The 26,763-nt window shown below is 44.3% G+C and carries 22 protein-coding genes, 1 pseudogene and 1 riboswitch; of the genes and pseudogenes, 10 read left to right on the forward strand and 13 right to left on the reverse strand.

The window, feature by feature from the left end; all coding sequences use genetic code 11:
• Positions 1–239 precede the first annotated feature (239 nt).
• A complete protein-coding gene (locus K5Q92_RS18690) occupies positions 240–437 on the forward strand; it encodes a cytoplasmic protein (RefSeq protein WP_220770403.1) in 198 nt (65 codons plus the stop codon).
• Positions 438–525: 88 nt separating this feature from the next.
• Here the strand turns inward: K5Q92_RS18690 and K5Q92_RS18695 are convergent, their stop codons facing one another.
• From K5Q92_RS18695 to K5Q92_RS18710, 4 genes are all read right to left on the reverse strand, one after another.
• Positions 526–1,674 (reverse strand): GGDEF domain-containing protein, encoded by a 1,149-nt coding sequence (locus K5Q92_RS18695; RefSeq protein ID WP_259649631.1) that lies wholly within the window; start codon positions 1,672–1,674, stop codon positions 526–528.
• A 117-nt stretch (positions 1,675–1,791) separates the two neighbouring features.
• On the reverse strand, positions 1,792–3,366 hold the full coding sequence (gene ahpF, locus K5Q92_RS18700; RefSeq protein WP_220770404.1) for an alkyl hydroperoxide reductase subunit F: 1,575 nt from the start codon (positions 3,364–3,366) through the stop codon (positions 1,792–1,794).
• Between the two features lie 284 nt (positions 3,367–3,650).
• The gene (gene ahpC / locus K5Q92_RS18705; RefSeq protein WP_220770405.1) at positions 3,651–4,220 is read right to left on the reverse strand and encodes an alkyl hydroperoxide reductase subunit C; all 570 of its coding nucleotides are present in this window, start codon (positions 4,218–4,220) and stop codon (positions 3,651–3,653) included.
• Between the two features lie 405 nt (positions 4,221–4,625).
• On the reverse strand, positions 4,626–5,369 hold the full coding sequence (locus K5Q92_RS18710) for a spermidine synthase (protein WP_220770406.1): 744 nt from the start codon (positions 5,367–5,369) through the stop codon (positions 4,626–4,628).
• A gap of 295 nt (positions 5,370–5,664) precedes the next feature.
• Between K5Q92_RS18710 and K5Q92_RS18715 the strand changes: the two genes are divergently transcribed.
• Entirely contained in the window at positions 5,665–6,189 is a 525-nt protein-coding gene (locus K5Q92_RS18715) for a DUF3332 domain-containing protein (protein ID WP_220770407.1), read from the forward strand.
• Between the two features lie 105 nt (positions 6,190–6,294).
• On the opposite strand, the gene K5Q92_RS18720 is transcribed toward K5Q92_RS18715, so the two are convergent.
• The gene (locus K5Q92_RS18720; protein WP_220770408.1) at positions 6,295–7,032 is read right to left on the reverse strand and encodes a dienelactone hydrolase family protein; all 738 of its coding nucleotides are present in this window, start codon (positions 7,030–7,032) and stop codon (positions 6,295–6,297) included.
• 74 nt (positions 7,033–7,106) lie between these two features.
• Complete coding sequence (locus K5Q92_RS18725) at positions 7,107–8,096, reverse strand: 2-hydroxyacid dehydrogenase (protein ID WP_220770409.1); 990 nt, start codon at positions 8,094–8,096, stop codon at positions 7,107–7,109.
• 451 nt (positions 8,097–8,547) lie between these two features.
• Between K5Q92_RS18725 and K5Q92_RS18730 the strand changes: the two genes are divergently transcribed.
• The 6 genes from K5Q92_RS18730 (at position 8,548) to K5Q92_RS18755 (ending at position 15,449) form a co-directional block, all read left to right on the forward strand.
• Positions 8,548–8,958: a hypothetical protein gene (locus K5Q92_RS18730; RefSeq protein WP_220770410.1), complete on the forward strand. Its 411-nt coding sequence runs from the start codon at positions 8,548–8,550 to the stop codon at positions 8,956–8,958.
• Positions 8,933–9,475, forward strand: coding sequence for a bifunctional 2-polyprenyl-6-hydroxyphenol methylase/3-demethylubiquinol 3-O-methyltransferase UbiG (locus K5Q92_RS18735; RefSeq protein WP_220770411.1), 543 nt, complete (start codon positions 8,933–8,935; stop codon positions 9,473–9,475). Before K5Q92_RS18730 ends, K5Q92_RS18735 begins: the two co-directional genes overlap by 26 nt.
• Before the next feature lie 39 nt (positions 9,476–9,514).
• On the forward strand, positions 9,515–9,805 hold the full coding sequence (locus tag K5Q92_RS18740; RefSeq protein ID WP_220770412.1) for a hypothetical protein: 291 nt from the start codon (positions 9,515–9,517) through the stop codon (positions 9,803–9,805).
• Between the two features lie 108 nt (positions 9,806–9,913).
• The gene (gene rluA / locus K5Q92_RS18745; protein WP_220770413.1) at positions 9,914–10,591 is read left to right on the forward strand and encodes a bifunctional tRNA pseudouridine(32) synthase/23S rRNA pseudouridine(746) synthase RluA; all 678 of its coding nucleotides are present in this window, start codon (positions 9,914–9,916) and stop codon (positions 10,589–10,591) included.
• A 258-nt stretch (positions 10,592–10,849) separates the two neighbouring features.
• Positions 10,850–11,311: a transcriptional regulator AsnC gene (asnC, locus tag K5Q92_RS18750; protein WP_012275918.1), complete on the forward strand. Its 462-nt coding sequence runs from the start codon at positions 10,850–10,852 to the stop codon at positions 11,309–11,311.
• Between the two features lie 205 nt (positions 11,312–11,516).
• Positions 11,517–15,449 (forward strand): rhombosortase-dependent M36 family metallopeptidase, encoded by a 3,933-nt coding sequence (locus tag K5Q92_RS18755; RefSeq protein WP_220770414.1) that lies wholly within the window; start codon positions 11,517–11,519, stop codon positions 15,447–15,449.
• 103 nt (positions 15,450–15,552) lie between these two features.
• Here K5Q92_RS18755 and K5Q92_RS18760 read toward each other — a convergent pair whose 3' ends face one another.
• From K5Q92_RS18760 to K5Q92_RS18775, 4 genes are all read right to left on the reverse strand, one after another.
• On the reverse strand, positions 15,553–16,065 hold the full coding sequence (locus K5Q92_RS18760; protein WP_220770415.1) for a hypothetical protein: 513 nt from the start codon (positions 16,063–16,065) through the stop codon (positions 15,553–15,555).
• A gap of 90 nt (positions 16,066–16,155) precedes the next feature.
• Positions 16,156–17,262, reverse strand: coding sequence for a succinylglutamate desuccinylase/aspartoacylase family protein (locus K5Q92_RS18765; RefSeq protein WP_220770416.1), 1,107 nt, complete (start codon positions 17,260–17,262; stop codon positions 16,156–16,158).
• 36 nt (positions 17,263–17,298) lie between these two features.
• On the reverse strand, positions 17,299–18,684 hold the full coding sequence (gene lysC, locus K5Q92_RS18770) for a lysine-sensitive aspartokinase 3 (RefSeq protein WP_374758456.1): 1,386 nt from the start codon (positions 18,682–18,684) through the stop codon (positions 17,299–17,301).
• A gap of 145 nt (positions 18,685–18,829) precedes the next feature.
• Positions 18,830–19,014: riboswitch (Lysine riboswitch) on the reverse strand.
• 133 nt (positions 19,015–19,147) lie between these two features.
• Positions 19,148–19,576 carry a DUF3293 domain-containing protein gene (locus K5Q92_RS18775; protein WP_220770417.1) on the reverse strand — a complete coding sequence of 143 codons (429 nt, stop codon included), beginning with the start codon at positions 19,574–19,576 and terminating at the stop codon, positions 19,148–19,150.
• A 561-nt stretch (positions 19,577–20,137) separates the two neighbouring features.
• Here K5Q92_RS18775 and arcA point away from each other — a divergent pair.
• Complete coding sequence (gene arcA / locus K5Q92_RS18780; RefSeq protein ID WP_012153996.1) at positions 20,138–20,854, forward strand: two-component system response regulator ArcA; 717 nt, start codon at positions 20,138–20,140, stop codon at positions 20,852–20,854.
• A 392-nt stretch (positions 20,855–21,246) separates the two neighbouring features.
• Here the strand turns inward: arcA and K5Q92_RS18785 are convergent, their stop codons facing one another.
• Positions 21,247–23,490, reverse strand: coding sequence for a S9 family peptidase (locus K5Q92_RS18785; RefSeq protein ID WP_220770418.1), 2,244 nt, complete (start codon positions 23,488–23,490; stop codon positions 21,247–21,249).
• Between the two features lie 260 nt (positions 23,491–23,750).
• Between K5Q92_RS18785 and K5Q92_RS18790 the strand changes: the two genes are divergently transcribed.
• Positions 23,751–24,740 carry a class 1 fructose-bisphosphatase gene (locus K5Q92_RS18790; RefSeq protein WP_028765718.1) on the forward strand — a complete coding sequence of 330 codons (990 nt, stop codon included), beginning with the start codon at positions 23,751–23,753 and terminating at the stop codon, positions 24,738–24,740.
• A gap of 417 nt (positions 24,741–25,157) precedes the next feature.
• On the opposite strand, the gene K5Q92_RS18795 is transcribed toward K5Q92_RS18790, so the two are convergent.
• Together K5Q92_RS18795 and K5Q92_RS18800 are read right to left on the reverse strand one after the other, a co-directional pair.
• The gene (locus tag K5Q92_RS18795; RefSeq protein ID WP_220770419.1) at positions 25,158–26,261 is read right to left on the reverse strand and encodes a fimbrial protein; all 1,104 of its coding nucleotides are present in this window, start codon (positions 26,259–26,261) and stop codon (positions 25,158–25,160) included.
• A 144-nt stretch (positions 26,262–26,405) separates the two neighbouring features.
• Positions 26,406–26,527, reverse strand: a pseudogene (locus K5Q92_RS18800) (IS200/IS605 family transposase); the annotation flags it as partial.
• Positions 26,528–26,763: the final 236 nt, after the last annotated feature.

The following is a 26,763-nucleotide window of genomic DNA, read 5'->3' on the forward strand; positions in this document are numbered from 1 at the left end:
TTGCCTTTCCGTAAGCGCAGCGTTCCGTAAGTGACGCAGTCACGTTCCCTAGGCCGCAGGCCGTTCGGATCTTATCGTCTCAGCTTTAACCGTCTTTGCCCTTTGCTTTTCCTAGAACCTGCTTTTCCTAGCTCCTAGAACCTTCTTTTAAAAGATACACTCTGTAACACGGCAATCCTCAAGCGAGGATGTGCTCTGCCGATAACTAAACTATCATCCCTACTTCATTGAGCTAAAAAATGGCTGTAACTATCGCTAGTGCAAATCTTCAACCAAACATGAGCCATGGAGCCGTTGGCGTAAAAGTCGCGCAAATGGCTAAAGCGCAACAAGAGATGCAAGGGGAAATGGCACTGCAATTGATTCAGGCGGCCATGCCTGAAGCGCCAGCAGCGCCTGTCGGTAATATTGGTCACAACATTAATACCACGGCCTAATAAAATACGGGCTCCTGAGGAAATCTCAGCTCAGTTGGTGTTAACAGTGGTTTGCATGCTTTAGCAAACAACTTTTAGGTTATTACTTTTATTCTGAGCAGAAACGGTCTCGTCCGTTAGCCTTAGCCTCATAGAGTAGCTTATCTGCCGCTGCAACCAACTCAGAGGCTTCCATCCCCTCTTGCCACTGCACAACGCCTTGGGAAAGCGTAACCCAAGCTGACACTGCAGAGCTGGGATGTTTAAGCTCAGCTGCAGCGACCGCTCGCTTAATTTTTTCTGCAACTCGAATTGCACCAGTTAAATCTGTATCCGGAAGGGCAATCACAAACTCTTCCCCACCATAGCGAGCCACCAGATCCCTAGGCCGCTCTAATGCACCATTTAATGCGGCGGCTATGCTTTTTAAATACTTATCCCCCGCCTGATGCCCAAGGCTATCATTAAGCTGCTTAAAGAAATCCACATCCACCATGATGATAGATAATGGCAGCTCGTTTCTTAGTGATGCTTTAATCTCTTGAATTAACACATCATCAAAGTGACGACGATTACTGATATCGGTCAATCCATCAATTAAAGCCAAACGCTTAAACTGCTGCAATAACTTCTTTTTCTCAATGCTCCGGATGACGGCCTTAAAGAACCAACCTGAAATAATTTTTTGCCCAGACCACACTATGCCCAAAAAGCAGAGAAACTTAGTAATAGGGTAGATGGGGGTAGCAGAGTATTGAGTAAAATGATAAATGCTACCAAAGGTTAGAAAAGGCAAAATCCCTAATAACATCAAATTACGGTTAGGGAATAAAGCTAACGCAAACACTAAAACCAGCACATCGGTTAAGGATTCAATGCCCTGCATCGCACTATCCGATAGCGAATCTAAACCGATAAGTAAGTAGCACCACGATATAATAAGCAGACCTAGATAGAGATAGGTTTGAGTAACACTAATGTGAAAAATCCCCAATACCCTAATAGCCGCAAGCCCAAACACAAGTGTTAATCCCAACGGGAGCAACTTAAGCCCAAGTAACTCGACTTCAAAATACTCACGATCAAAATAATAAGCGTTGAGCATAACCACAAGCAGCAAGACTGAACTCACATAGCTCGCCCAGACGATGCCGCGCTTGATGATAATGAAGGTTTCACTCTTCAACTGCACTTGATATTGGTGTGACTTCAGATCTTGCTCCATTGTGAACCGATTTACTTCCGTTAAACTTATCATAAAAAAAGCACTTAACTCTTTATTAGTTAAAGTGCCAATACAATAAAAATCTCATTATCAGATATTTAAACCTAAAAAAAGCCAGCTTATGCTGGCTTTATACTTAGAAATTGTCACCTAGGCTGCGATATTACCGCTGCTCGCTTCGTCAACATTGTGACGAATGAGATAGTCAAATGCCCCTAGAGATGCTGTTGCACCGCTGCCCATGGCGATAATGATCTGCTTATAGGCAGAGTTAGTCACATCGCCAGCGGCAAAAATACCGGGAACAGAGGTCTCACCTTTCGCATCGACAATAATCTCCCCGCGAACCGTCATATCAATGGTATCTTTTAGCCACTCTGAGTTAGGCACTAGACCAATCTGCACAAATATTCCCGCAAGCTCAACATGGTGGCTTTCACCTGTCGCTCTGTCGGTATAGTTAAGGCCGTTAACGCGCTTACCATCGCCAGTCACCTCGGTTGTCATTGCCTCGGTAATGATGTCGATATTACCCATAGACTTAGCTTTTCGCTGCAACACTTCATCGGCACGTAAGCTCTTATCAAACTCTAAAACGGTTACATGTTCAACGATATTAGCTAAATCGATTGCCGCTTCGATGCCTGAGTTACCACCGCCGATAACAGCAACGCGCTTACCTTTGAACAAGGGGCCATCACAGTGTGGACAGTATGCAACGCCACTACCGCGGTACTCCTGCTCACCGGGTACATTCATTTCACGCCAGCGGGCACCTGTGGCTAACAATACCGTTTTGCTGCGTAGTACTGCCCCATTTTCCAGTTCTAGCTCGAATAACTCACCAGACTTCAAGCTTAAGGCACGCTGGTTATTCATGATATCAACATCATATTCATGTACGTGGGCCTCAAGGTTCGCCACCAGCTTAGGCCCCTCAGTCGCCTTAACTGAGATAAAGTTCTCGATGCCAACGGTTTCAGCAACCTGACCACCAAATTTATCTGCCACAATACCAGTACGCAAGCCTTTACGTGCTGCGTAAATCGCTGCCGATGCACCCGCTGGGCCGCCGCCAACCACAAGTACTTCAAACGGCTCTTTCTCATTGAGCTGCTCGGCTTTTCTGCCAGCCGCATTCACATCGAGCTTATTTAAGATCTCAACAGTGCTAATGGCCCCCATAGAGAATTGCTCGCCATTGAGGTACACAGAAGGTACAGCCATGATATTGCGTTCGTTCACTTCATCTTGGAATAAAGAGCCATCAATCATCACGTTAGTAATGTTTGGGTTAATTGCCGCCATCATATTCAAAGCTTGTACGACTTCAGGACAAGTCTGGCAGCTTAGGGACACGTAGGTCTCAAAGCGATACTCACCCGGTAGCTGACGAATTTGTTCAATCACATCGGCTTCAAGCTTGATTGGGTGCCCACCGCTGTGCAGCAGCGCAAGAACCAAAGAGGTAAATTCATGACCCATTGGCAAGCCTGCAAAAGTGATTTGCGAACCTAAGTTTGGATTTATCACTGCCATTGAAGGTGTGCGTTCGCCCACTTGCTCTTTTACTGAAATAAGTGAAGACAGGCTATCGATATCCGCCGCTAACGACTTAAGCTCTTGGCCTTTTTTACTGCCATCAACAGACACAACCAGCTCAACTGGATGCTTGAGGTTCTGCAAATAAGTGTTCAGTTGATTCTTTACGTTTGCATCTAACATGATGACTCCTAAATATCTTAAAGCTAATCTAAGTTCGGTGTCTTACAGGCAACAGTAACCCTTGGTGCTGGCCTAGCACTCGCGAAAAAATAAAAAATGATAGAGAAAATAAAAAGTGTGTACGGTCTAGCAATTTGTTGGTCAAAAGGTGTTTTAAGAGATTGTTCAGCCTAGATGACAGGGGGACACTAGGCTGAACCGTGGAGATGAGATCTCTTGATGACTTTGTTGAGCGTTAGCGAGAGATGGGGCTCACTAACGCACTATCATCATTTTCTATCGACTTAAATTTTACCAACTAGGTCGATTGATGGTGCTAGTGTCTCTTCACCTGGCTGCCATGCTGCTGGGCATACTTCACCATCGTGAGTCGCTACATACTGAGCCGCTTGGATTTTACGTACTAGCTCAGCTGCGCTACGACCAATACCTAGGTCATGTACTTCAGCAACTTTGATCTCGCCTTCTGGGTTGATAACGAATGTGCCGCGTAGTGCTAGACCGTCTTCCTCAATCATCACACCGAAGTTACGTGTGATAGTACCTGTTGGGTCACCAATCATTGGATACTTGATCTTGTTGATTGTGTCTGAGCTTGCGTGCCATGCCTTGTGAGTGAAGTGAGTGTCAGTTGATACTGAGTAAACTTCAACGCCCATAGATTGTAGCTTCTCGTAGTGGTCAGCCATGTCACCTAGTTCAGTAGGACATACAAAGGTAAAGTCTGCAGGGTAGAAGAAAACAACTGACCACTTACCTAGTAAATCTTGCTCAGTCACTGGGTGAAAATCACCGTTGTGGAATGCTGTCGCTGAAAATGGCTTGATTGTAGAGTTGATGATTGACTGATGCATGTAATGCTCCATATTAAAAATAAAAAATAAAAATACTTTTTCTTTAAATTCAACAAACTGAGATGAGTGATGATGAGTCTCTTAAAGCCAGTTCGTTTTCGATGTAAGCATAGTAGTCGAGAAAAATGATTTGTCATAACGAGTAAAAGCTATCATCTTAATCGATAATTCCGAACAGGATTAACAATTCAATGATATTAGGTAGTTAGGTACTGTTTTCTAGGGGCAGATAGTAACTAATAAGCACTATTCGGCATTACCAGTGGAAAAATCGTTTAAGAGTGTCAATCAAAGCCCAACTAGCACAAAATAACGCTAGCGGGATTGACTCACTAAGATTGGGTTAAATTAAGGCTGTGCTGTTAACTAAGAACAAGGTTGGGCTATTAGCCTTGAATACAGCGGTTACTCCCAAACATCGAATCGGGTCAGCGATCTCGCCAGCTGAAAATCCAGCTGCTGCGATAACGCCTGCGCCTTGGTTTTTAAACCACTGGCACTTATCTCACGTTTGGCTTTACCCGCAAACACCACCCAGTTACCGCTGCCCGTTAGGCAGGCACGCACCTCGACAAAGTAATTATTAAGGTAAGCGAGCAACTCACGGTTTTGGCTATGCTCTTTCCAACAATTCAGCACCAGATAACCATCGGCCTTAATCAAGGCAGCGCATTGAGCGATAAAAGACTCAGACACTTGAGCCGCATCGACGCCATCGGCGCTATAGATGTCGGTGAAGATCACATCGACCCGCTTATGGTCGCCAGACTCAAGAAACTGTTTTGCATCTTGATTGATCACCTTAAGCTTTTTACTCAGTGGCAACTGAAAATAGCGTTTAGCTAACTCAATGACATCCGCACGTAACTCAACAGCGGTGAGTTTGATCCCCGCATCGAAATTACGCAATGCATGAATAAGTCCACCACCACCGAGCCCGAGCACGATTGCACTCTTAGGCTGGCTATAGAGCAATACCAATAGCATGGCTTGTACATAGGTATGCTGTGGGATATGTGGTGCAGCTTTCAGTAGCTTACTCTGCTCATCATTTTCACCAAAGGCTAGAATTCTCGACTCTTTATCTTCTAATACGATAAGTGGGCCATATTCATCTTGGGTTTGGTGCAGTACTTGATAATCTGACATGAGCTCTCCGATATTTGGGGCGCTATTATGCGTTAAATTCAGCATGAATAAAACGCCGCCGTTATCGTCACAACCCCTGATAGCAGAAAGGCATCACGCAACAATCAATACACATCAACAGGAAAAACTCAGCACCTAATCAAGGTTAAGTACAAACACCACAAGCACCAAACAAGTGGCAACAAGAACAGCGCAAACCAAACAAGTTTCCAACCCAGAGTTGAGATCATTGTCACATCTCATTTTTTACCGATACATACAATCAGCGCCATTCTCAATTTAGTAAGATAAACCAATGAAAAAGACAATCTCAGCCATCGCGCTAACTGCAATTCTAAGCACTCAACTGACTGGCTGCATGGGCCAAATGGGTCTAAGCGCCATGGTAACTAAAGCTAACTTAAGCGCTGTAGACAACCGTTACGGCCGCGCTGGCCTATTTATGCTGATGAGCCCAATTTATGGCTTCGCCGCAACTGGCGATCTATTTATTGTTAACAGCATCGAATTCTGGACAGGCACCAACCCTGTCACAGGTCGTTCACCAGCCGTTGTAGACATGCCAGTTGAAGCGATTTTCAAGGTGAACCAGCACATCGATGGCGACCTAACTACCGCTCCGCTTAAGAACGTTAAGCTAACTAGCGCTTCAATGGTTGCAACTGACGAAAATACCTTAGCAATGACACTGGTTTATGAAGATGGTAGCCAGCAAGTTATGTCTGGCGTTAAGCAAGGCGAGCATGTTGATTTCTATCTAGATAACAATTTCATTGCTCGTGTAAGCACTGATGAGCTTGCCGCTTACCAGCAAGGTTAATACCGTTCGGTATAAATAAGTAATGCTTACTCCGTGATCTGCAAAGGGCCAATAATACTGGCCCTTTTTTATTTGCTTCGATTAAAGCATCTGATGCTTAGTCTATTACTTAAGCGTTCGCTGAAAAAATGCCACCGCCTGCAAGTACATCTGCAGCGCAAGCGCTGGATCATACCTGCTATCTCCGTCACGCATAAAGGCATGTTGGGCGTTGACTTCCAGCCAGTTAAACTTAACGCCTGTAGCCTCAAGCTTGTCATACACCAGCTTGCGTCCCTCGCTAGATACGTGAGGATCTTGCTTGCCAAACACCATCACCAACTCGGCTGCGATATCGCCCGTTCGGCTTAAGGAGTCATTCCCCTTGTCGCAGGGCAAAGTGTTGGAATGGATATCGGTCGGATATAAACAAAACGCACCTTGGATATCGGGGTTTAGTGCAGCGCGGTAAGCTAAATGGCCACCGATACACACCCCCATACTACCAATATTACTGCTGCAAAAACTTAGGCTGCGAGCAAAGTCTACCAAGGCTTCGGTGTCGGTGTCATGATCCTCAAGCCGCTTAGCAAACTTGTCTGCGTTGCCTTTATCTTTACCTATATCGTCATAGGCAAGCACGGTACCGATAGGGTTAAGCTCGTGAAACACTTCTGGAACTAACACCACAAAACCATGACCAGCAAGGATTGCAGCAGCACGGGCAATCGGCGCCGTTTGCTGAAAGATCTCAGAATAGAAAATAATAGTGGCAAATTGCCCATCACAATCGGGGCGGTATAGGTAAGTCCGCATGGTTCCCGTTGCGGTGGAAATATCGTGGACCTCTTGAGTAATGATCATCGGCTCTCTTTCCTTAGATGCTGGTAACTAGATAGTCGCTCGCCACATTCGCGACGAGCGAATGATGAAGTATTCTAATACAACTGATTAGGGCATACTTCTCCCGCCAGTAACTGGGTTACGTTTGTCAGTGTTGTATGTGCAATCGCGCTTAAGGCTTCCTCGGTTAAGAATGCCTGATGGCCAGTAAAAATGACGTTGTGACATGCCGATAGACGCCTAAAGACATCATCTTGAATGATCTCACTCGACTTATCCTCAAAGAATAACTCTTTCTCATTCTCGTAAACGTCTAAGCCCAATGAGCCTAGCTGACCAGACTTAAGCGCCTCCATGGCATCGAGGGCATTTAATAAGCCGCCACGACTAGTATTGATCACCATAACGCCAGGCTTCATTTGGCTAAAGCTCTTCTGGCTCAAAAGGTGATGGTTCTCTTTTGTCAGTGGGCAGTGCAAACTGATCACATCGCAAATAGGGTACAGCTGATCCAGCGGTAAATACTCGACGCCTAAATCAATTACCGCTTGATTAGGGTAAGGGTCATGGGCGACAACTTTGCAGCCGAAACCTTGCAGCACCTTGATGGTCGCCAGACCAATTTTGCCCGTACCGATGACACCGATAGTGCGGCCATGCATATTAAAGCCCACCAAGCCCTCTAGTGAGAAGTTCGCATCACGGGTTCGCTGGTAGGCTTTATGAATTTTACGGTTTAAGGTCAGCATAAGTGCCACTGTGTGCTCGGCAACCGACTCAGGAGAATAGGCTGGCACATTTACCACCTTCATTCCCAAACGCTCGGCGGCCTCAAGATCGACATTGTTAAAGCCCGCGCAGCGCATAGCGATTATCTTGGTCCCGCCCTGTGCGAGTTCCACCAGCACCTCTTCACACAGTGAATCATTGACGAAGGCACACACGATCTCAAAGCCTTCTGCTAACTTCACCGTTTGCATACACAGTCGATAATCGAAATATTCAATATTGGCACCGAAGGCGGCATTGGTGCGATCGAAATACTGGATGTCGTAATGTTTAGCGCTAAAGAAGCCTATTTTCATTGTAGAAACCTTACCTAAATGAGAAGGGAAAACCGTAACCAGTGTATGTGATATTGGTAGATTTGTCTTGTAGGCCATGGAGCTATGTCTAACTAAGAGGGAGTTTTTAGACAAAGAAAAAGCGAGCTCCTGACAGCTCGCTTTCCAGCTTATTCTGAGGCTTTACTAAAGAGTTAAGGATAAATTCTCTTAAGCATTCAGATCGAAGCCATTATTGACTGAGCATAAAAATATCAACAATAGCAAGGAGTAAGCATATGCCCATTAGCCTACCACTAACTATAAATAGGTATCGATATCTGCTTCACAGATTTGTTGCGCGGCTCAGTCTTACCGCGGCTAAAATAGACAATATATAACTGTAAGTCTGAGCTGTGATCTCTCAACGCTTTTCAAATAGTCATTTCCTGATAAGATTTGCTGCAATTTAGCAGCACAAGACTCCTTAAATATGGCCAGAAAAGAACTCACCGAAAAACAATTTATGATCCAACGTTTTTCTAAAACCGCCCTACGCGCTTTACACATATTGGGGATCACCGGAGCTGGCGGTGGCATTTTATTGCACGTCCCTCAGGAACAATGGCTAGTCTACTGGATCATGGCGATGAGTACGGGCGCCGCCATGATGGCTTGGGAGATTGTGCGTGACTGGCGCTGGTTGATCCAACTAAAGGGCGTATTAACCTTGCTAAAACTAGGCATGTTAGGCTTATTTATCCCCTTTGCCGCATATAAGCCTGAATTGCTGATCGCTATTGTATTATTATCTGTAGTGGTATCTCACGGCCCAGCTGGGCTACGACATTTCTCAGTAATACATGGACGCAGACTAGATGGCAGAAAAGAAGTTAAAGGCTAGCAGCGCAGAGCTGATTACTCAGTTTTCAGCACTGACAGACTACCTAACACCCGGTTGCAAGGTACTCGATCTTGCCTGTGGTAGCGGCCGTAATGGTCAGTGGTTTAGCGACAGGGGCTGCCATGTAAGCTACCTCGACCAAAATCTAGCTCGACTAGATGTTACAGCAGACGATGGCAGTATCGAGTTACTGGAGTGGGATCTCGAAGATGGCAGCGCGCCGCACCTCCCTACCGAGCAGTACGATATCGTACTGGTTTTTAACTACCTACATCGACCACTGTTCGCGCAGATAAAGGATAGCATCAAGCCCGGAGGGCTCCTTATTTACGAGACCTTTACCGAACAACAAGCGCAAATTGGTCGCCCCAAAAATCCCAACTTCTTACTCAAAACGGGTGAATTAAAAGCATTATTTGCCAATTGGGGCATACTCCATTACGCTGAAGATCGATTAGGAGAGTTACCTTCGGCAAGTTATAAGGCACAGCTTATCGCTCAAAAGCCGCAGGTATAGTACACATTGCCATAAAACAGCATGAAATGGAGGCCAGCTATGTTCCCCTATCCAGAACAATATCGAGTTGCGCTTCCCCCTATCGTCACAGGCTTTATGGTTGTTTGGGCACTAATCAGTCGCTTGGTTTTTGGTGATGCCAGCGTACTAAGCCTGTACCCATTATTAGCCCTTTTCCCTATCATTATCTTGCTACATCTCTATCTGATCTGGGATGCCAGAAGTATGGGACGCCTAGATCAATCCTTCTACGCCTTGATCCACTGCGCACTGGCGTTTGTGATTTGGACCTTTGCCATCATGCATGTTAATGGCCATGGGTTCTCCTAACCCCGCCAGAGCAATAACCAACAAGTTACTATGGATTGGCTCGAATCTGCTTGCATGAAGAACGGCCAAAGAGGTATCTTTGCCGCGCATTTTTAATAAGGTTCTATCATGACTGATTTCGTCTACTCTCCTCCTACTACGCCATGGCTTGAAGTCTTACATCAAGACAGAGATATTATGGTTGTTAATAAGCCATCGGGGCTGCTCTCTGTGCCGGGGCGTGATCCAGCCCATGCAGACAGCACCTACACTCGAGTATTGGCAGAGTTTCCAGACGCAAAAATCGTTCATCGATTAGATATGGCCACCTCTGGCGTTATTGTTGTGGCTTTACTGCGCAGCGCCGAGTCAGAACTCAAGCGTCAATTCAGAGAAAGAGAAACCGAGAAGACCTACTACGCAAGAGTTGCTGGTCATGTAAAAGAGAACCACGGCACGATTAATCTACCACTTATCTGTGACTGGCCAAATCGCCCCAAACAGAAGGTGGATCATAAAATAGGTAAGCCATCACAGACCCACTATGAAGTGATCAGCCGTGGCAAACGCTCAACCTTAGTCAAACTAACACCAATTACTGGGCGCTCTCACCAATTGCGAGTGCATATGATGGCACTAGGTCACCCTATTTTAGGCGATAACTTCTATGCAGATCCGTTAGCAAAACGACTCGCTCCACGGCTACTGCTGCATGCTCAGTCACTGACTATTACTCACCCCTACACTAAAGAGCGAATGACCTTTAGTTGCGATGCCCCTTTTATGGATGCAGAGGGCGAGCAGTAAAGCTGATTGATATTGCTTTAATGTCGAGCGTCAACAGACACGAAATAGTCTTTGGCGCTATCGCTCGATAAAACTTTGCCACTTTTAATTATGCTTAGCACATACAAGCTCAGCGTCATCCCCTTTACCTCATGCCAAGACAAGTCTCTGCAAGATAGATATGTGCTACCTTCAGCACTTCTTCGATAAATCAGTAGAATATTCATCAAAAAATACGTAAATTGTTTAACTAACCAATAAGCAATTGACCAATTTATTATGGAAGCCCCATTTCAAAGAGATTCTCTCGACAACCAAATCCTGTCAGCATTAATGAAAGAAGCCAGAACCCCTTTCGCCGAACTGGCTAAACGTTTCGGTGTCAGCGCTGGAACTATCCATGTTCGCGTTGAGAAGATGAAACAGGCGGGCATCATCACAGGGGCTCAGATCACCGTTAACCCTAAAGCCTTGGGCTATGATGTATGCTGTTTTATCGGTATCAACTTGAAGAGTGCCGGTGACTACCCAGCCGCTATATCTAAACTCAATGCACTCGAAGAGGTGGTTGAGGCCTATTACACCACAGGTAACTACAGTGTGTTTGTAAAGGTAATGTGCCAGTCTATCGATGGACTGCAGCATGTATTGATTAATCGCATCCAGTCTATCGATGAGATCCAGTCGACCGAAACCCTAATTAGTTTGCAAAACCCCATCGTACGGGCGGTTAAGCCTTAAAACAAAAAAGAATAACTAAGAACCTATAGCCCTTTCTTAAAAATGAACAAAATTAATTAATATTATTTCTTTGATACAATTGTTACAAATTTTGCAAACCTATGTTAAAACCTTGTCAGCCACAAAGAGATAAGTGGTAACTAGATTATAGAAATATAAAAAACCTACCCATAACTGGGTAGGGATAATTGACAAGGAATTTGTTGTGAAAACTAAATTATCTATCGCGATTACTGCTGCACTCGTTTCGAATGCAGCACTTGCAGTCAGCCATGCTGATGAGTCTCCCACCTACAAATCATTTGATGCAACTCAAACTGTTAAACATCAAAATAAACGCGTCAACGCACCAACTGTTAGTGGAATGCTCAATCAGTATGATACTGAACTAGCTAGAACCACATTCCAATGGGCGAGTAAAAATCAATCAGCACCTAGCTTAGGTGCGCTACCTATTGAGAATAAAGTTTCTCATGCTGCAGAATTTTATTTAGGGCAACTCACTGGACAATCTTCTTTGAAAAAAGGAGTTGCTCAAGCCGTTCTTGTTAATACACATGATTTAGGTCGCGGGCCTATCATTGCAAAGTACAAACAAGAAGTTTCTGGAGTAGAAGTATTCAATCGTGAATTTAACATCATGATGGATCGTGACTTTAAACTTGTTGCATCTTCAGGATATTTAGCGTCTGAAAGGACTGCTCAATCAGTTTCATCAGCAATAAAGAACATTGATGGCGCTTTCGGAGATGCGGCAAATTCAATTAGTGCGGCATTTAATGCTATGGGCGGTGACAAAAGTGCCATTACATTAAATGTGAAGTCATCAAACGACAAGTATGAAAAATTTGCCGTCGTTAACTCATCGAAAAGCAAAGTCATTGTTGGTGAACCGCGAGCGAAAAAAGTATTCTTCGAACATAAAAACAAGCTAGTTGCAGCTCACTATGTTGAATTGGAAACAGGAGAATTTGACAGCCGAGATTCTGAATACTTTGGCTATGTCATTTCAGTAAGTACTGGAGAGGTTCTATTCAAGAAAAACCTAACCAGTCACGCTGCTGATTTTAATTACCGTGTTTATGCCGATACAGACGGAAAACCATGGGATAGCCCACATGGTAATGTGATGCCAGCCCCTGCAGGAAGTGACACTAATGCTTATTTAACGGCCCCTTACCTAGATGCTCCTATGGTGGCGTTAAAACACGGGCCAATTAGCACTAGAGATCCTTGGTTGGCAAGCGATGCTACATCAACACAAGGCAATAACGTCACCGCATATGTTGATGCTGTTGCACCGCAAGGGCTTTCCAACGGCGATTATCTTGCAGAAATCACTAGCAGCAATACATTCGATTATTCATACAATGATGAAGAAGCTGAGTATTCAGTAAACAATCGAAAAGCTGCGATTGTTAACCTATTCTTCATGAATAACTATTTACATGATGATTACTATGATCACGGTTTTGATGAAGCTTCCGGCAATGCTCAAGTGTCAAACTACGGCCGTGGTGGTGTTGAAGGTGATCCTCTAAACGTTGAAGTCCAAGACAACTCCGGCTTTAACAATGCCAATATGAGTACCCCTGCAGATGGTGGCTCACCACGCATGCAGATGTACTTGTGGGAAACAACTCGGGCTGAAAATGGAGTTGATTTTGGTATTGCCGCCACATCACATGCCTCAATAGGAATGTTAGAGAACATTGGTTTCTCAGTATTTGGTCCTGATACATTTAAGGTTTCTGGCAATTTAGTTCGTATTGATGATGGCTCAGATATGACTGATGGTGAGCCAGGCACTATTTACGATGGTTGTGAAGCAACGGCAAATGTAGCTGATATTGCAGGTAACATTGCAATAATCGATCGTGGTGCATGTGCATTTACTCAAAAGGTAAAGCATGCCCAAGACGCTGGCGCGATTGCTGTCATTATTGCGAACAACAAAGATGGCGATGCCGTTATTACTATGGCAGGAGATGATGAAAGCATCACTATTCCAGCAATGATGGTTTCACAAAACGAAGCAACTGATATTTATTCATTGTTAGACGCTAATGAAACGATATCGATAGATATGTTCAAGAATGATTTATCTCGAGTTTTCAAGGACAGCTCATGGGATAACGCGATTGTCGCACATGAATGGGGACACTACATCAGTAACCGTTTAGTCGGTAATGGTTCAGGCTTAAGTAGTAACCAAGCTCGATCTATGGGTGAAGGTTTCGGAGACTTCCATGCATTATTATTAGGCTCGGATGCTTCAGATAACCTAGTTGCAGGCAATGAAAACTATGCAGGTGCCTATGGTGGTATCACTTATGTAGCAAGTTTTGTTAATGGTATTCGTGAATTCCCATATTCGACTAATATGGAAATCAATCCATCTACCTTCGCTTATGTTGAGCGCAATCCTCAAGTCCATGGCTCAGGCTCCGTTTATGCCGCTATGTTATGGGATGCATTCATTGGCCTAGCCAATGATGAGCGACATACGTTTGATGAAGCAAAAGAGCTGATGAAAGGCTACCTTGTTGCAGGCTATAAGATGATGCCTATGGCTCCGACCTTTACAGAAGGTCGCGATGCACTTTTAGCCGCAGCATTTGCAAATGATGAAGAAGATTATAAAGTCATTCTTGGTGCTTTCGCTCGCCGTGGTATGGGACTTGGAGCTAAATCGCCAAGCCGCTTCTCAACGGATCATGCAGGTGTTGTAGAGTCATACAAAACCACTCTAGATGCTTTCGCCGTGACAGAGCATCAATTGGATACTGACTATGAAGGGTTAACGCTAGGGTATTGCTCAAAAGATAGTATCTTGGATAAAGGCGAAACTGGCACTGTTAGCTTCACAATTGAAAATGGTGGAGATAGTCTGCTAACAGGCCTAACAGGGACTATCGAAGTTGTAAGTGATCACGATGTCACTTTTGCTAACGATGGCAAAGTAAGCTTTGCTGATGTCAATCTATTCTCATCAGCCACAAGTGCTCCTGTTGAATTTACACTAAACGAAGCAGGCACTGGTGAAGAGCTAGTACTTAAGTTTGTGCCAGACCTTGTCGATGAGCTTGAAGCTGATGAGTATACATTCTCAACTATTGTAAATGTGGACTTTGAGACCCGAGAGTTAGTTGGCACTACGCAATATGAAGATTTAAATACACTTTCAAGACTCAAGGACTTCACCGAAACCGTTATGGTTGGTGGCAACATGGCAAGTGGTACCTTTGGTCTAGATCAGTGGAATGAGACTGATGGCTTAATCTCTGCAACAGGTAATAGCTTTACCTCTGATGTAGGGTACGAAACACGTCCAACCTCTGTGGGGTTCGATGGTGAGTTCACCATTGCTTTCTGGCATCTTTATAACTTAGAAGCGGGCTATGATGGCGCCGTTGTTGAAGTCCGTATCAATGGTGGAGATTGGGCAGACGTTACCGAAATGGGTGGCACATTCCTAGGTGATGGCTATACAGATACAGCTCTTGAAAATACAGAAGCTGCTATTGCCGGACAGAGCACTTTCTCAGGCCTCAATTATGGCTGGGAAACAATAAGCTTTGGTGAGTCTTTGAATGGTAACGAAGTACAATTCCGCTTCCGTATTGCAACAGACTCTGCCGTTGTTCCTGATCCTGTGTATGGTTTTGCTGCTGGCTGGTATATTGATGACATCACATTCACTAATACACAAACGAGCCTGTTCTCTAATGTAATAGCTGGTGACACTTACGCCTGCGAAAACCGTCTACCAACAGTGACTGCAAGTGCTAGTGCGTCAAGTGTAGATGAAGGTGAAGCAGTGACACTATCCTCTACAGTTGTTGATCCTAACGCAACCGATAGTCATACCTACAGCTGGAAACAACTATCTGGTACAAGTGTAGAACTTGTTGATGCAGACAAAGCCGTTGCGACTTTCAACGCACCTATGGTGGAAGCAAATGAAACACTTGAGTTTGAAGTTACTGTAAACGATGGTACAGCCGATGTAACCAGCAAAGTCAGCGTCAAAGTTGAAGATGAGCTAGTCATTAAGACGATTGATACTGGTGGCGGTTCATTAGGTTGGTTATCTCTACTGCTACTACCACTTACGGCATTACGTCGCCGTAAGTAGTCTTAGAAGCATAAGATAGCGCTTTAAAAAGCACTTAACGAAAAAGCCATAACATACGTTATGGCTTTTTTCTGTTTACCTCTTCTTGAAATAGCTTTCATATTTAGTAGAGTTCAGCGTTTCGATGCCTACTATAATCAATTTCTATTTCAACTAGACTCAACTGTTCATACCCCTGTAATCGTTGGTACAAATCGTATAAATCAGCATGTGTTTCCAATGGGGTTAGGCGATAAGTTTCTAATGCAATAGACTCAATTGAGAAGGACTGTTTCATAAAATCGATATCTTGCTGACATTGAACAACAAAGCTGCCTTTGAGTACCCCTTGTTCCGACATCTTCGAATTGAAAACAGCGACCCCTTTAACTAATCGAGCTGACTCCGTCGTATATTTTTCACCATTCAGTTGATAACTATGACCACGTTGCTCAAATGTACCAGCTTCTAGCTTTATTGAAGATTTGACTGAGGGTTCAGCCACGACACCTGTAACTCGTTCAGCGGTCGTCTCTTCTTTGCTTGGCTTAACCTGTAAACTTGATACTTGAGTATCTTTATCCGAAGTACAGCCAGTACTTAAAAACAAGAGTACCAACAAGGAAATGGGTCTCATAAGATTGCTCCAAAATTAAATCTATATACGAATTTGTACTTTAATTTGTACATTATCATAACATCTAATATTTTGGAGACTTCGAATAAACTACAACTCAAACAGATTAGTCATCACCTTATAAAGCTCTGTACCTTGATAGACCGAAGCCGAGGCGAAATGCAAAATAGGCACGCAATCTTGCTGAAGGCTTAGCGCAGTCAATTCTTTATCTGTGCCATACAGATCCAGCCTTAATATATTTGCTAAAGTCTCACCTGCAGCTAGAGGCTTACCAAGCTCGGCCTTATACTCAACCATGCCTGCCGTTGGCGCGTGAAACTTCTTATAGTCTTTCAGATAACAACCAAATCTTGGCATTCTTGCCGGCTCAACCCTATCGTCGATCACGCCGCGATGGCTTAAGTAAGCCAAGATCCCTTGCGCATCATTAAGCGCATCATCCATATCGATACGCTCCTGACTAGCTAACTCCAGAGTAAATGCCGATATCGGCACATCTAGTGCTCGCCCCTGTGATTGCGCATATTCAGACAGCTGCCACCATGGGCAAAATGCTGCTTCATCCATTGCGCCACCAAAGTCATTAGGGATCACAAGCGTAAAGGGAATAGAGAAATAGGATGCCGAAGCTGCATCATATTCTGGGCAATACATATGTTTACAAGACTTAGGACCCGTATGCAGATCGATGACGATATCGGCTGCATGAGCCATCGACTGCAGCGTCACCGCCAGGCGTTTACCCGTGGTCACGCCCCACTCACTGTTAAGGTGAGACTGACAAGACTCGATTAGAAGCGAACGATATGCTTGGATAAGCGCCCTGTCATCTAAGTGACTGTGCGCTTGATACCAACTGGCTACATCGACTTTATGATCGAGATATTCTCTATTCCAGTTAACCCCCGTGATTGGATCGAAACGCCCCAAGGTGAACTCACCACTTTTTTGGTTAATCCCTAAGGGGTTAGCCAAAGGAAGTAAAGTTACCTCCCCCTTAACGTCCATCGCCTCCAGCTGCTTCATCAACTGAAAAATCACCGCGTTACCTTGTACCTCGGCGCCATGCACATTGGCTTGAATAAACACGCTAGGCGCACTAAGGTCCTGTGCAAGAAGTCGGTAGACAGGAACATTCAGCTCCTGTCCCGTTGCCAACTCGCCTACCTTCAGGGTCGTTTGGGTAAATTTCATAAATGACTCGGTTTCCTGTTCATCCCTATCTATTAACTAGGCTTCAAACAAATTCTCATGCAGAGCACTAATCACATTGGCCGCCTCAGATTCATCCACTAAGATACACAAGTTATGGGGGCTAGCGCCTTGACAGATCATGCGCACGTTATAGGTCTCTAGCACTCCGAACACTCGGCGGCACACACCAGCCGTCGAGGCAATGTTATTGCCAATCACCGCCACTAGGGCTAATCCGTCTTCGACACGCACTCGGCAGTGCTGTGACAACTCTTGCAGCAACGCCTCACTCAATAACCCTTGCCCACTTGAGTCTGAGCCTGTTTTATCTAGTGTCAAAGAGACGTTAACCTCTGAGGTAGTGATCAAGTCGACACTGATCTTATGTCGAGCTAAAGTCGCAAATGTCTCAGCAAGGAAGCCCTGAGCATGTAGCATCTGCAAGCTATGGAGATTTAATAAGGTTTGATCTCGACGCACCGCTACGGCTCGGTATACAGGCTCACTCTCGACCTTATGGCGGATCCAAGTTCCGCCCTGTTCAGGTGCCCAACTTGAGCCAACAAAGACCTGAATCTTTTGTCTCACCGCAGGTAAAATCGTTGCCGGGTGCAGAACCTTAGCACCAAACGTTGCCATCTCGGCTGCCTCATTAAAGCTAATTTCAGCGATTGGGCGTGCATTGGGGGCGAGACGAGGATCGGTAGTGTAGATCCCTGCAACATCGGTCCAGATCTCCACGGCATCGGCTTGCAGTGCCTCAGCTAATAACGCTGCAGAATAGTCACTGCCACCACGACCAAGGGTTGTGGTGTTAGCTTCATTATCGGCACCCACAAAGCCTTGAGTCACTATCACCTGCTCAGCAAGTAAGGGCTTAAGATGAGTTTGTGCCAATTCGGCAATTTGCTCAATTTGCGGCTCTGCACGGCCATAATGGCTATCGGTTCTCAACACTTGGCGCACATCAAAAGCCGATGCACAAGCCCCCTTACCTCTCAATACGGCAGCAAAAAATATTGAAGAGCACATCTCACCTTGAGATAAGAGTTCATCCATTACTGCCTTACTTCTGGTCAGCTTTAGTCGCTCCACCAGAGTCGATATATGGCTGAGGGTGTGATCTATCTTGGCGGCCACATCGCTAGGGTTACCCAATTTATCTAAAATTTGATATTGGATTGAGGCGATCTTCTTGATCAGCGCCTTTGACTCATCAATAGTAGTTTCGGCTTGAGTAAGCGCGACCAATTGATTGGTGACGCCACTCGATGCACTCACCACCACCAAACGGGTTTGCGGATTAGCAATAATAATATCGGCGCAGCGCTGCATGGCGTCAAAATCGGCCACCGACGTGCCGCCGAACTTGGCGACAGTTAACTGAGAAGCAGAGGTTACAGATCCTGATACTATAGACACAGTAACACCTCCCTAAAAATTGGAGATGGCTGGGATGTACAGAAATGGGTATTTAAAATAACTAACATGAAATAAGCTCCGAACTAACTTCGTTCGAAGAGCCTGGTGCTATTGATTGCACCCCAAAAGATGGGACAAAGCGATCGTCACCAGAAGCTCTCCACCATAATAAACATAGGTGACAATCGCCAGGATTCAGCCTGAACAACCGACATTTAAGCGCATACCAAAACCGCGTTAAATATCTCGGCGCTAATCTCCCTCATAAGTCATCACAGGGTTTTGGTCCCCTCAAACTTACTACCTAGTCAGCGCTCCTCTTCTGTACTTATTTTGTATACAAAATAAGAGGTAAAAAAGTATCAAAAAATGACCAATCAAGTCAACGGAAATATAAGATGATTTAGTTTTATACAAGTTCGGGGCAAAACCATACTATAGGATATGAACCATCAGGCAATAATCAGGTAAGCTCGGGGAGCTCCAGAACCCTGCAGACTCGACGAGAAAAAGCCCCCAGAAAGGCCTCTTCTTTCACCAGTAAGCAAGGCACGAGTTGCAGCTTATCAGCTTCAACATAATAGATGGCATTTTGATTAAACAGACGCCCAAGCTTAATAGCCGACTCTTTATCGGTTGCAACCGCCCAGCTCTTCTCCATATGCTTTCTATCTTGCGACGCACCTATCATTGCACGGTAAGGAAAGCCCAATCTATCTATTTCATACTGAAGCAGGCGGTCAAGCAGACCATTTTGACAAGGGGTCAGCACCTCCCCTCTAGGGTTATATGCGGTGATAATCGCGAAGGATAATTTAGAGGATAATGATTGAGTAAGCAGAAATTCAGTTTCTCTATAATAGCGCCACAAGGTTTCAGCAGAGTCGTTCATTGCTAACAATTTCTCCAATTTAGTTGGAATTATTATAGCAAACTCGTAAGCGGCTCCTAACAGTGTGACTTATATCACCATTTGCAAATTTAACAACCTCAATATAATCAATACCTTAAACTTCAAAAAGTGATCTAAATCATATCATCGAGGAATTTTGTTAACATTTCATTTGTTAACAAATGCCTAAAACGAGTACAATAAGGCTTGTTGATTGACTCATACTGATACATGTAACGAACACATTTTGTTACACATATCTGAAACAGATAGAAGAGTAATCCACACAGCTGTATCAAATGTGATCTATGTTTGATTTAACATTTAAACTTCATACAAAACGGTAAGTAAGGAACTTTTTTCTACTATCGTTTATCAAAGTTTATACAGTTCACGTTTTTCCATATGTGAGATACCCATACTTTGCTAGCGCATGCAGTGTGTTGCTGTTTCGAACCAAATTTGAAAGCACTACGTGTATCAGTGAATTATCAGCATAACTAGATGGAGTATAAACTTTTTATACTCATGGTTAGAATTGACAGAAATTAGGTAATTAATATGCAAAACCCGCACATTCTGATTGTTGAAGATGAAGCAGTAACAAGAAACACACTTAGAAGTATTTTTGAAGCAGAAGGATATGTGGTAACGGAAGCCAATGACGGCGCTGAAATGCATAAGGCTATGCAAGACAACAAAGTTAACTTGGTCGTTATGGATATTAACTTACCAGGTAAGAACGGTCTTTTATTAGCTCGTGAACTTCGTGAAATTAATAATATTGGTCTAATCTTCCTAACAGGCCGTGATAACGAAGTTGATAAGATCTTGGGTCTTGAAATTGGTGCCGATGATTATATCACTAAGCCATTCAACCCACGTGAATTGACTATCCGTGCTCGTAACCTATTAACTCGTGTTAATAGCACAGGTACTGACTCAGAAGAGAAAAGTGCAGTTGAGTTCTACCGTTTCAACGGTTGGAGCCTTGAAATCAACAGCCGCTCTCTAGTTAGCCCACAAGGTGAGTCATACAAGCTACCACGCAGCGAATTCCGTGCGATGCTTCACTTTGTTGAAAACCCAGGCAAGATCCTAAGCCGTGCAGACCTTCTAATGAAGATGACTGGCCGTGAGCTTAAGCCACATGACCGTACTGTTGACGTAACTATCCGTCGTATCCGTAAGCACTTCGAAAGCTTACCAGATACGCCAGAAATCATCGCAACTATTCACGGTGAAGGTTACCGTTTCTGCGGTAGCTTAGAAGATTAATTCTAAGCTCTAAAAGCTGTACTACTAGCGCTACAGCGAATAAAAAGCCAGTCGATTGACTGGCTTTTTTTATGGCTATATTTTGTATCGTTAGCAGAGTTTCAAAATTGTACCCATAAGCAATTTAGAGTATTAACTTAAATAAAGCCAAGCAGGCTTAGGTCAAGCCCCATTTTAACAACCCCTTCCTTCAGCGATCATAATACTTACTTATAGATATCGCCTGATATTATATAAATCGACTGATATTTAAGAATAATTAATTGACGATCCATTTACCCTCAAAATACTTTCAGCTATTAATTATAATTAATATTAAATTCATACAAATAAAAGTCGCCGCAATTAATAGGTAACCCTCTACCTATTTTATCGCCGCGACCCATCCATACTTATTGCTTTAATTGGCGGTCTAAAAAGTCTGCTAATGACCGATATAGATGCACTCTGACCTTCTCACCACGCATCGAATGCTTTGAGCCCGGGTAGTCGATCATCTGGAACAGCTTCCCCTCGTCCTGCAATGCTTTATAGACTCGAGTACTGTTCTCAAATAACACGTTGTCATCGGCCATGCCGTGGTAGATCAATAAGCCTGACTGATAACCATCAACGTAAGGCAACACGCTACTAGCTTCATAACCTTTAACATTGGTCTTTGGGTTCCCCATATAACGCTCTGTGTAATGGGTGTCATACAAAGACCAATCAGATACTGGCGCACCAGAGATCGCCGCCTTAAAGTAATCAGGCGCTTTAAATAGGCTCATCAGCGCCATATATCCACCATAGCTGTGGCCATAGATAGCAATGTTATCACTGTCGACATATGGCAATGTGCGTAGGTAATCCACACCGACCTTTTGATCCTCAACTTCCACATTTCCAAGCTGCTTGTAAATCACATACTCAAACTTAGTGCCGCGATGTGCAGAGCCACGGTTATCTAACTGATAAACAATATAGCCTTGCTGCAGCAAGTGCTGTGTAAAGTAGTCTTGATGACTCCAGCTGTTAACCACAAGCTGCGCATGGGGCCCACCATAGACGCGCACCACCACAGGATACTTTTTATTAGCATCAAAGTTGGTTGGTTTAAACATACGGTATTGCAGCATTTGGCCATCTTCAGCTTTTAGTTCACCAAATTCTGGCAACTGCCAAAGACCAAAGTAGTCATAGAGTGGATGCCCTTTTTTAACCTCATTTTGCTCAACCCAGGCTAAGCGCTTACCGCTTTGATCGTGCAAACTCACCTGAGGTGGCTGTGAAAGGCTACTGAAGTAATCTAAATAGACTGGTTTGTTATCGGCAAATACCGTTGAGTGCATGCCGCTACGCTGACTGATGGATTCTACTTTACCGCCCCCTAATGCCACTCGATAAAGCTGCTTCTCGGTGACCTTGGTTTTACGGCCAGTAAAGTAAACTTCGCCCGCCTTTTCATCGATATATTCAACAGCGTCTACCGCCCAGTCACCAGAGGTTAGCTGGCGGATCACCTTACCGTCCAAGCCAATCAAGTAAAGATGGTTAAAGCCATCTCTCTCAGATGCCCAGATAAATGCCTTTTGCTGCTTTAAAAAGTACAGGTCGTCATTTAAGTTTACCCAAGCTTTGCTGCGCTCTTGCACCAAATCTTTATCATTCTTGATATCATCAATTGCCACAACACGCAGATCCAGCGCCTGTTGATCGCGGCTCTGCCACTGATAAGACAAGTGCTTACTGTCAGGTAACCACTTAACTCGTGGCAAGTAGATATCGGTATCTTTACCTAAATCGACCCAAGCGACTTTTTTGTCGTTTAAGGTAACCACACCAAGCTCAATTTTGACGTTGTTCTCGCCAGCATAGGGATAACGCTGCTCGGTCAGCTTAATTCCATCGGCGTAAATTTCGTTACGAGTCACCAGCTCAACACCCGATTCATCGATGCGAGTATAGGCAATTGCCGACTCATCGGGTGCCCACCAATACCCCGTCATTCTGCCCATCTCTTCCTGAGCAACAAACTCGGCCATGGCGTTTTTAATCGCGCCACCGCCATCGGTTGTCAGTGCTGTCACTTTTTGCGTTTTTAAATCCAACACATACAAGTTTTGCTCACGTACAAACGACACGAAATGACCTTTAGGTGACAATCTAGCGTCAGTAGCAAAGCCTTCACCGGTTTCAAGCAGTTTGACCTTATTATCAGCCACCGAGTAATAATACAGTTTGCCCGCAGCAGGGATTAAGATCGCCTCGCCATCTTTAGACCAGAAGTACTCCATGATCCCTTGACCATAGATCCGCTGCCGTTCACGGCGAGCTTTTTCCTCATCAGACAGCTCGCCCGCTTCCAGCTTATCAGCATCAATCAATACACTTTGCTTACCGGTTGCCACATCCATTTGCCATAAATCATATAGATGTTGATTGTCTTTACGACCTGCAAGGTAAGTGACTCGCAGACCATCAGGAGACAGCTTCAGGCCTCTAGGACTGCTGCCTGCAAGAGCAGGAGATGCGTACATACGCTCGATGGTTAGCGGCTCAGTGCCACCGGGAAGTGATGCTCCTTGAGCAAATGTTGCAGGTGTAACGACCACTGACAAAGAAGCCAACAGTAAACTCATCCAATTTTTTGTCATTATTATTCCCTGGATTAAACGCAAAATCGTATTCAGTAGTTCCTAACTGACAGTTAGGCTGAAAATTCGCCTACATTGTGCCTTAATCATTAGCAAAACAAAAACAATGCTCCAAAACCGTTGAGCCAATCAAGCAGAAAGCCCATCTTTACGGCTGAAAAAATTAGCGTTCTCAGGTATCATCGCGTCAATAATAAAGAATACACTTTTGTCCTGACCTCAAACTCAATTTACTCACGTAAAATTGTATAGGAAACAAGATGCAAACTCTGGCTGAAAACCTGACATCACAAGCAATTTCTCCTACTCTTGAAAAACTTATCCTGACCCTAGCTAATACCTCTAAAGAGATTAGTCACGCAGTACGCCACGGCGCACTAGCGGGCGTGCTAGGCGCGACAGAACAAGAAAACGTTCAAGGCGAGACACAGAAGAAACTCGATATCATCACCAATGATATGCTCAAAGATGCCCTAAAGGCAGACGGCACAGTACGTGGTATCGCCTCTGAAGAGGAAGATTATGTTGTTGAAGCCGATGCTAACGGCGAGTTTTTAGTATGTTTTGACCCACTAGACGGTTCATCAAACATCGATATCAACTCACTTGTGGGCACTATCTTCTCGGTATTGCCAGCCCCTGCAGGTGAGCTAACTGAAAAGAGCTTCTTGCAAGCTGGTCGCAACCAAGTTGCTGCAGGCTATGTGCTATACGGCCCATCAACCATGTTGGCATTAACGACTGGTCAAGGCGTACAGCTATTTACTCTAAACCCAGAAACTAACGAGTTCTTGCTAACCAACGGCGCAATGGCAATTAGCAAAGACACTGGCGAGTTTGCCATTAACATGTCTAACCAACGCTTCTGGGAAGCGCCAATGCAGACTTACATCAGCGATCTTTTGCTAGGTAAGATTGGCCCACGTGAAAAGTCATTCAACATGCGTTGGATTGCCGCCATGGTTGGCGACGTACACCGCGTACTTTGTCGCGGCGGTATCTTCACTTACCCAACAGACAACAAGAACCCAGAAAAGCCATACAAGCTACGTTTAATGTACGAAGCAAACCCTATGGCATTCTTGGTTGAGCAAGCAGGCGGTAAAGCGTCAACTGGCTATGAAACCATTATGGATATTCAGCCAACTGAAATTCACCAGCGTGTAGCGGTGATTTTAGGTTCTGCCAATGAGGTGGATATGTGTCTTGAGTATCACGCTCAGGATTACAGTGAAGAGCCTTCTTTATAGGTTCTAGGTTCTAGGTTCTAGGTTCTAGGAAAGACTGAGACGGTAGGAGCCGAGAAAGCTTAGACAGTGTCGGCTAAGACGGTAAAAGCCGGAAAAGCAAAAATCTAAAAGAAAAGCACAATCCTATGTTAGTTAGGGTTGTGCTTTTTTTTGCGTCGAACTTTTTGGCGCAGGAAGCTATTGCAATCAAGCTGCGCTTGATAAAAGTCTTGAGCTTCCAGCTCACATACGGCCAAGAGGGGGAAACAGCAACACCCTCTTGGCTATTTCATTCATAAAGAGTCCCTGCCGCCCCGACGAAGCTGTTGCTCCTCATACTCCAATAAAATCGCCTAACGGCTCAGTTGGGACAGCTGATATGAATGGATGCACAAATGCCGTGGTGGCTTGGATGCGAAGAAACGGCCATGCTCACAACTAACGATACGCAACAATAAGGGTTAAGCTAGCCTCTATCTTGCCTACAGTGGTATTTTCAGTATGTAAATTGGCATTAAAGCTCAAGCGGTTGTCGATATTTTCAGGCTGTGAATCGAAAGGGTAATTAAAGCGCAGATTAACAGGATCACCGTCAGGCTCGGTAATAGTGATATACGCACCATCGGCGCAATCACTGTCATTGCAATTTTCAAGCCTTGTGCCTGCCGTATTCATGCTGGAGGAAGCAAATGTCAAATCAGCACTGGCTTTAAAATCAATAAGATCTTGACCAGCGCAATCTGTAAGCGTGATATGAAAAGGTTTACTATACGCTTCAGTACCTCTTGTTCTCTCACCAAAATCTACAATTTGATTGTGACCCGCCATAAAGCAGGCTGCGGTCTCAAAGCTTGCATTCAGATATTCAAGGCTAAAGTAACTCCAGCCTCCAGTAAAACTATTAGTGTTCCAGCCACGAGAATAGATTTCAAAACCTGGCAGTTGATGAGTACCCGGTAATAAGGTACCAACACGCACTAACTCTGCAAAAACGCCACTTTTACCACTATAACTTGTAGACATTACAGTACGATCATGTACATAGGCTAATAGATTACTCTCAAGATGAGCGCCAGTACTGCAAGGAACTGCATCACCTTTATAATTAAAATACCTGACCCCTATTCCATAAGGTTCGAGATTAGCTGGTAAACACACGCTGGAATCACCACTCCAAGAAGGAGTGTTGAACGTATGAAAGCCTAGCTGCCAACGACCTCTCTTGCCATGTCCTGTATTTGATACCCAGTTACAAAAAAAATCCCATTGTCCTCCTACAGGGCTTACTGTCGCGAGCACTTCACCAATATCTGTGTTATTAATTGAAATCTGTCGGTTTTGTAATTCACCAACCAAAACCCATTCGCCACGCGGTCCACTCACAGCGCAACGACGTTGCCCGCTTAAAGTGGGGTCAGAAGGGATGCTTGCATAAGCAATAGAGTTTTGCCCAATTAACAATGCTAATGTAACCAGCATAAAAATAACCCAATTCACTTTAAAACGTTTAAATTTAGGTAAATCGATTTTTACTAATCTCATGCTGACCAATCCTTATGTCATCCCGCCAAATTCCAAAACAAGGTATCATTCCAACTGGTCGGCTGAAAGCCAAACGAAATTAAACCTTGTTAAAAGCTATTAAACAATTAAATATTTGGAGGTAACACTCTGATTGTATTAAAAATCCCTACCAAGTTTACTCTTTAAAATCCTAAACCTATATTTAGGTGTCCAGACTAGGTGCTCAGACTAGGTGATATTTGACATCGCCAATACACACGCGATGCTTTCTCATATCTACTCATGTTTTTTGTCCTCTATTACTTCGCTAAAAGTCAGAGTCCAATTAACATGAGTAGATCTTCAGATAAAGCCTAATTGATGATAACCACCTACTGAAGTAGGTGGTTTAGGGGTGAAAATAAAAATCGCCTAACGGCTTAGATGGAGAATAAGTGTTTTCTGTAAACTAAATCGTGAACCTTAAGCTAGGTGTTTGAATGTTTACACGGCCTCTACAGACGCAGGATTTATGTATTAA

Source organism: Shewanella sp. MBTL60-007 (assembly GCF_019654915.1).
GTDB lineage: Bacteria > Pseudomonadota > Gammaproteobacteria > Enterobacterales > Shewanellaceae > Shewanella.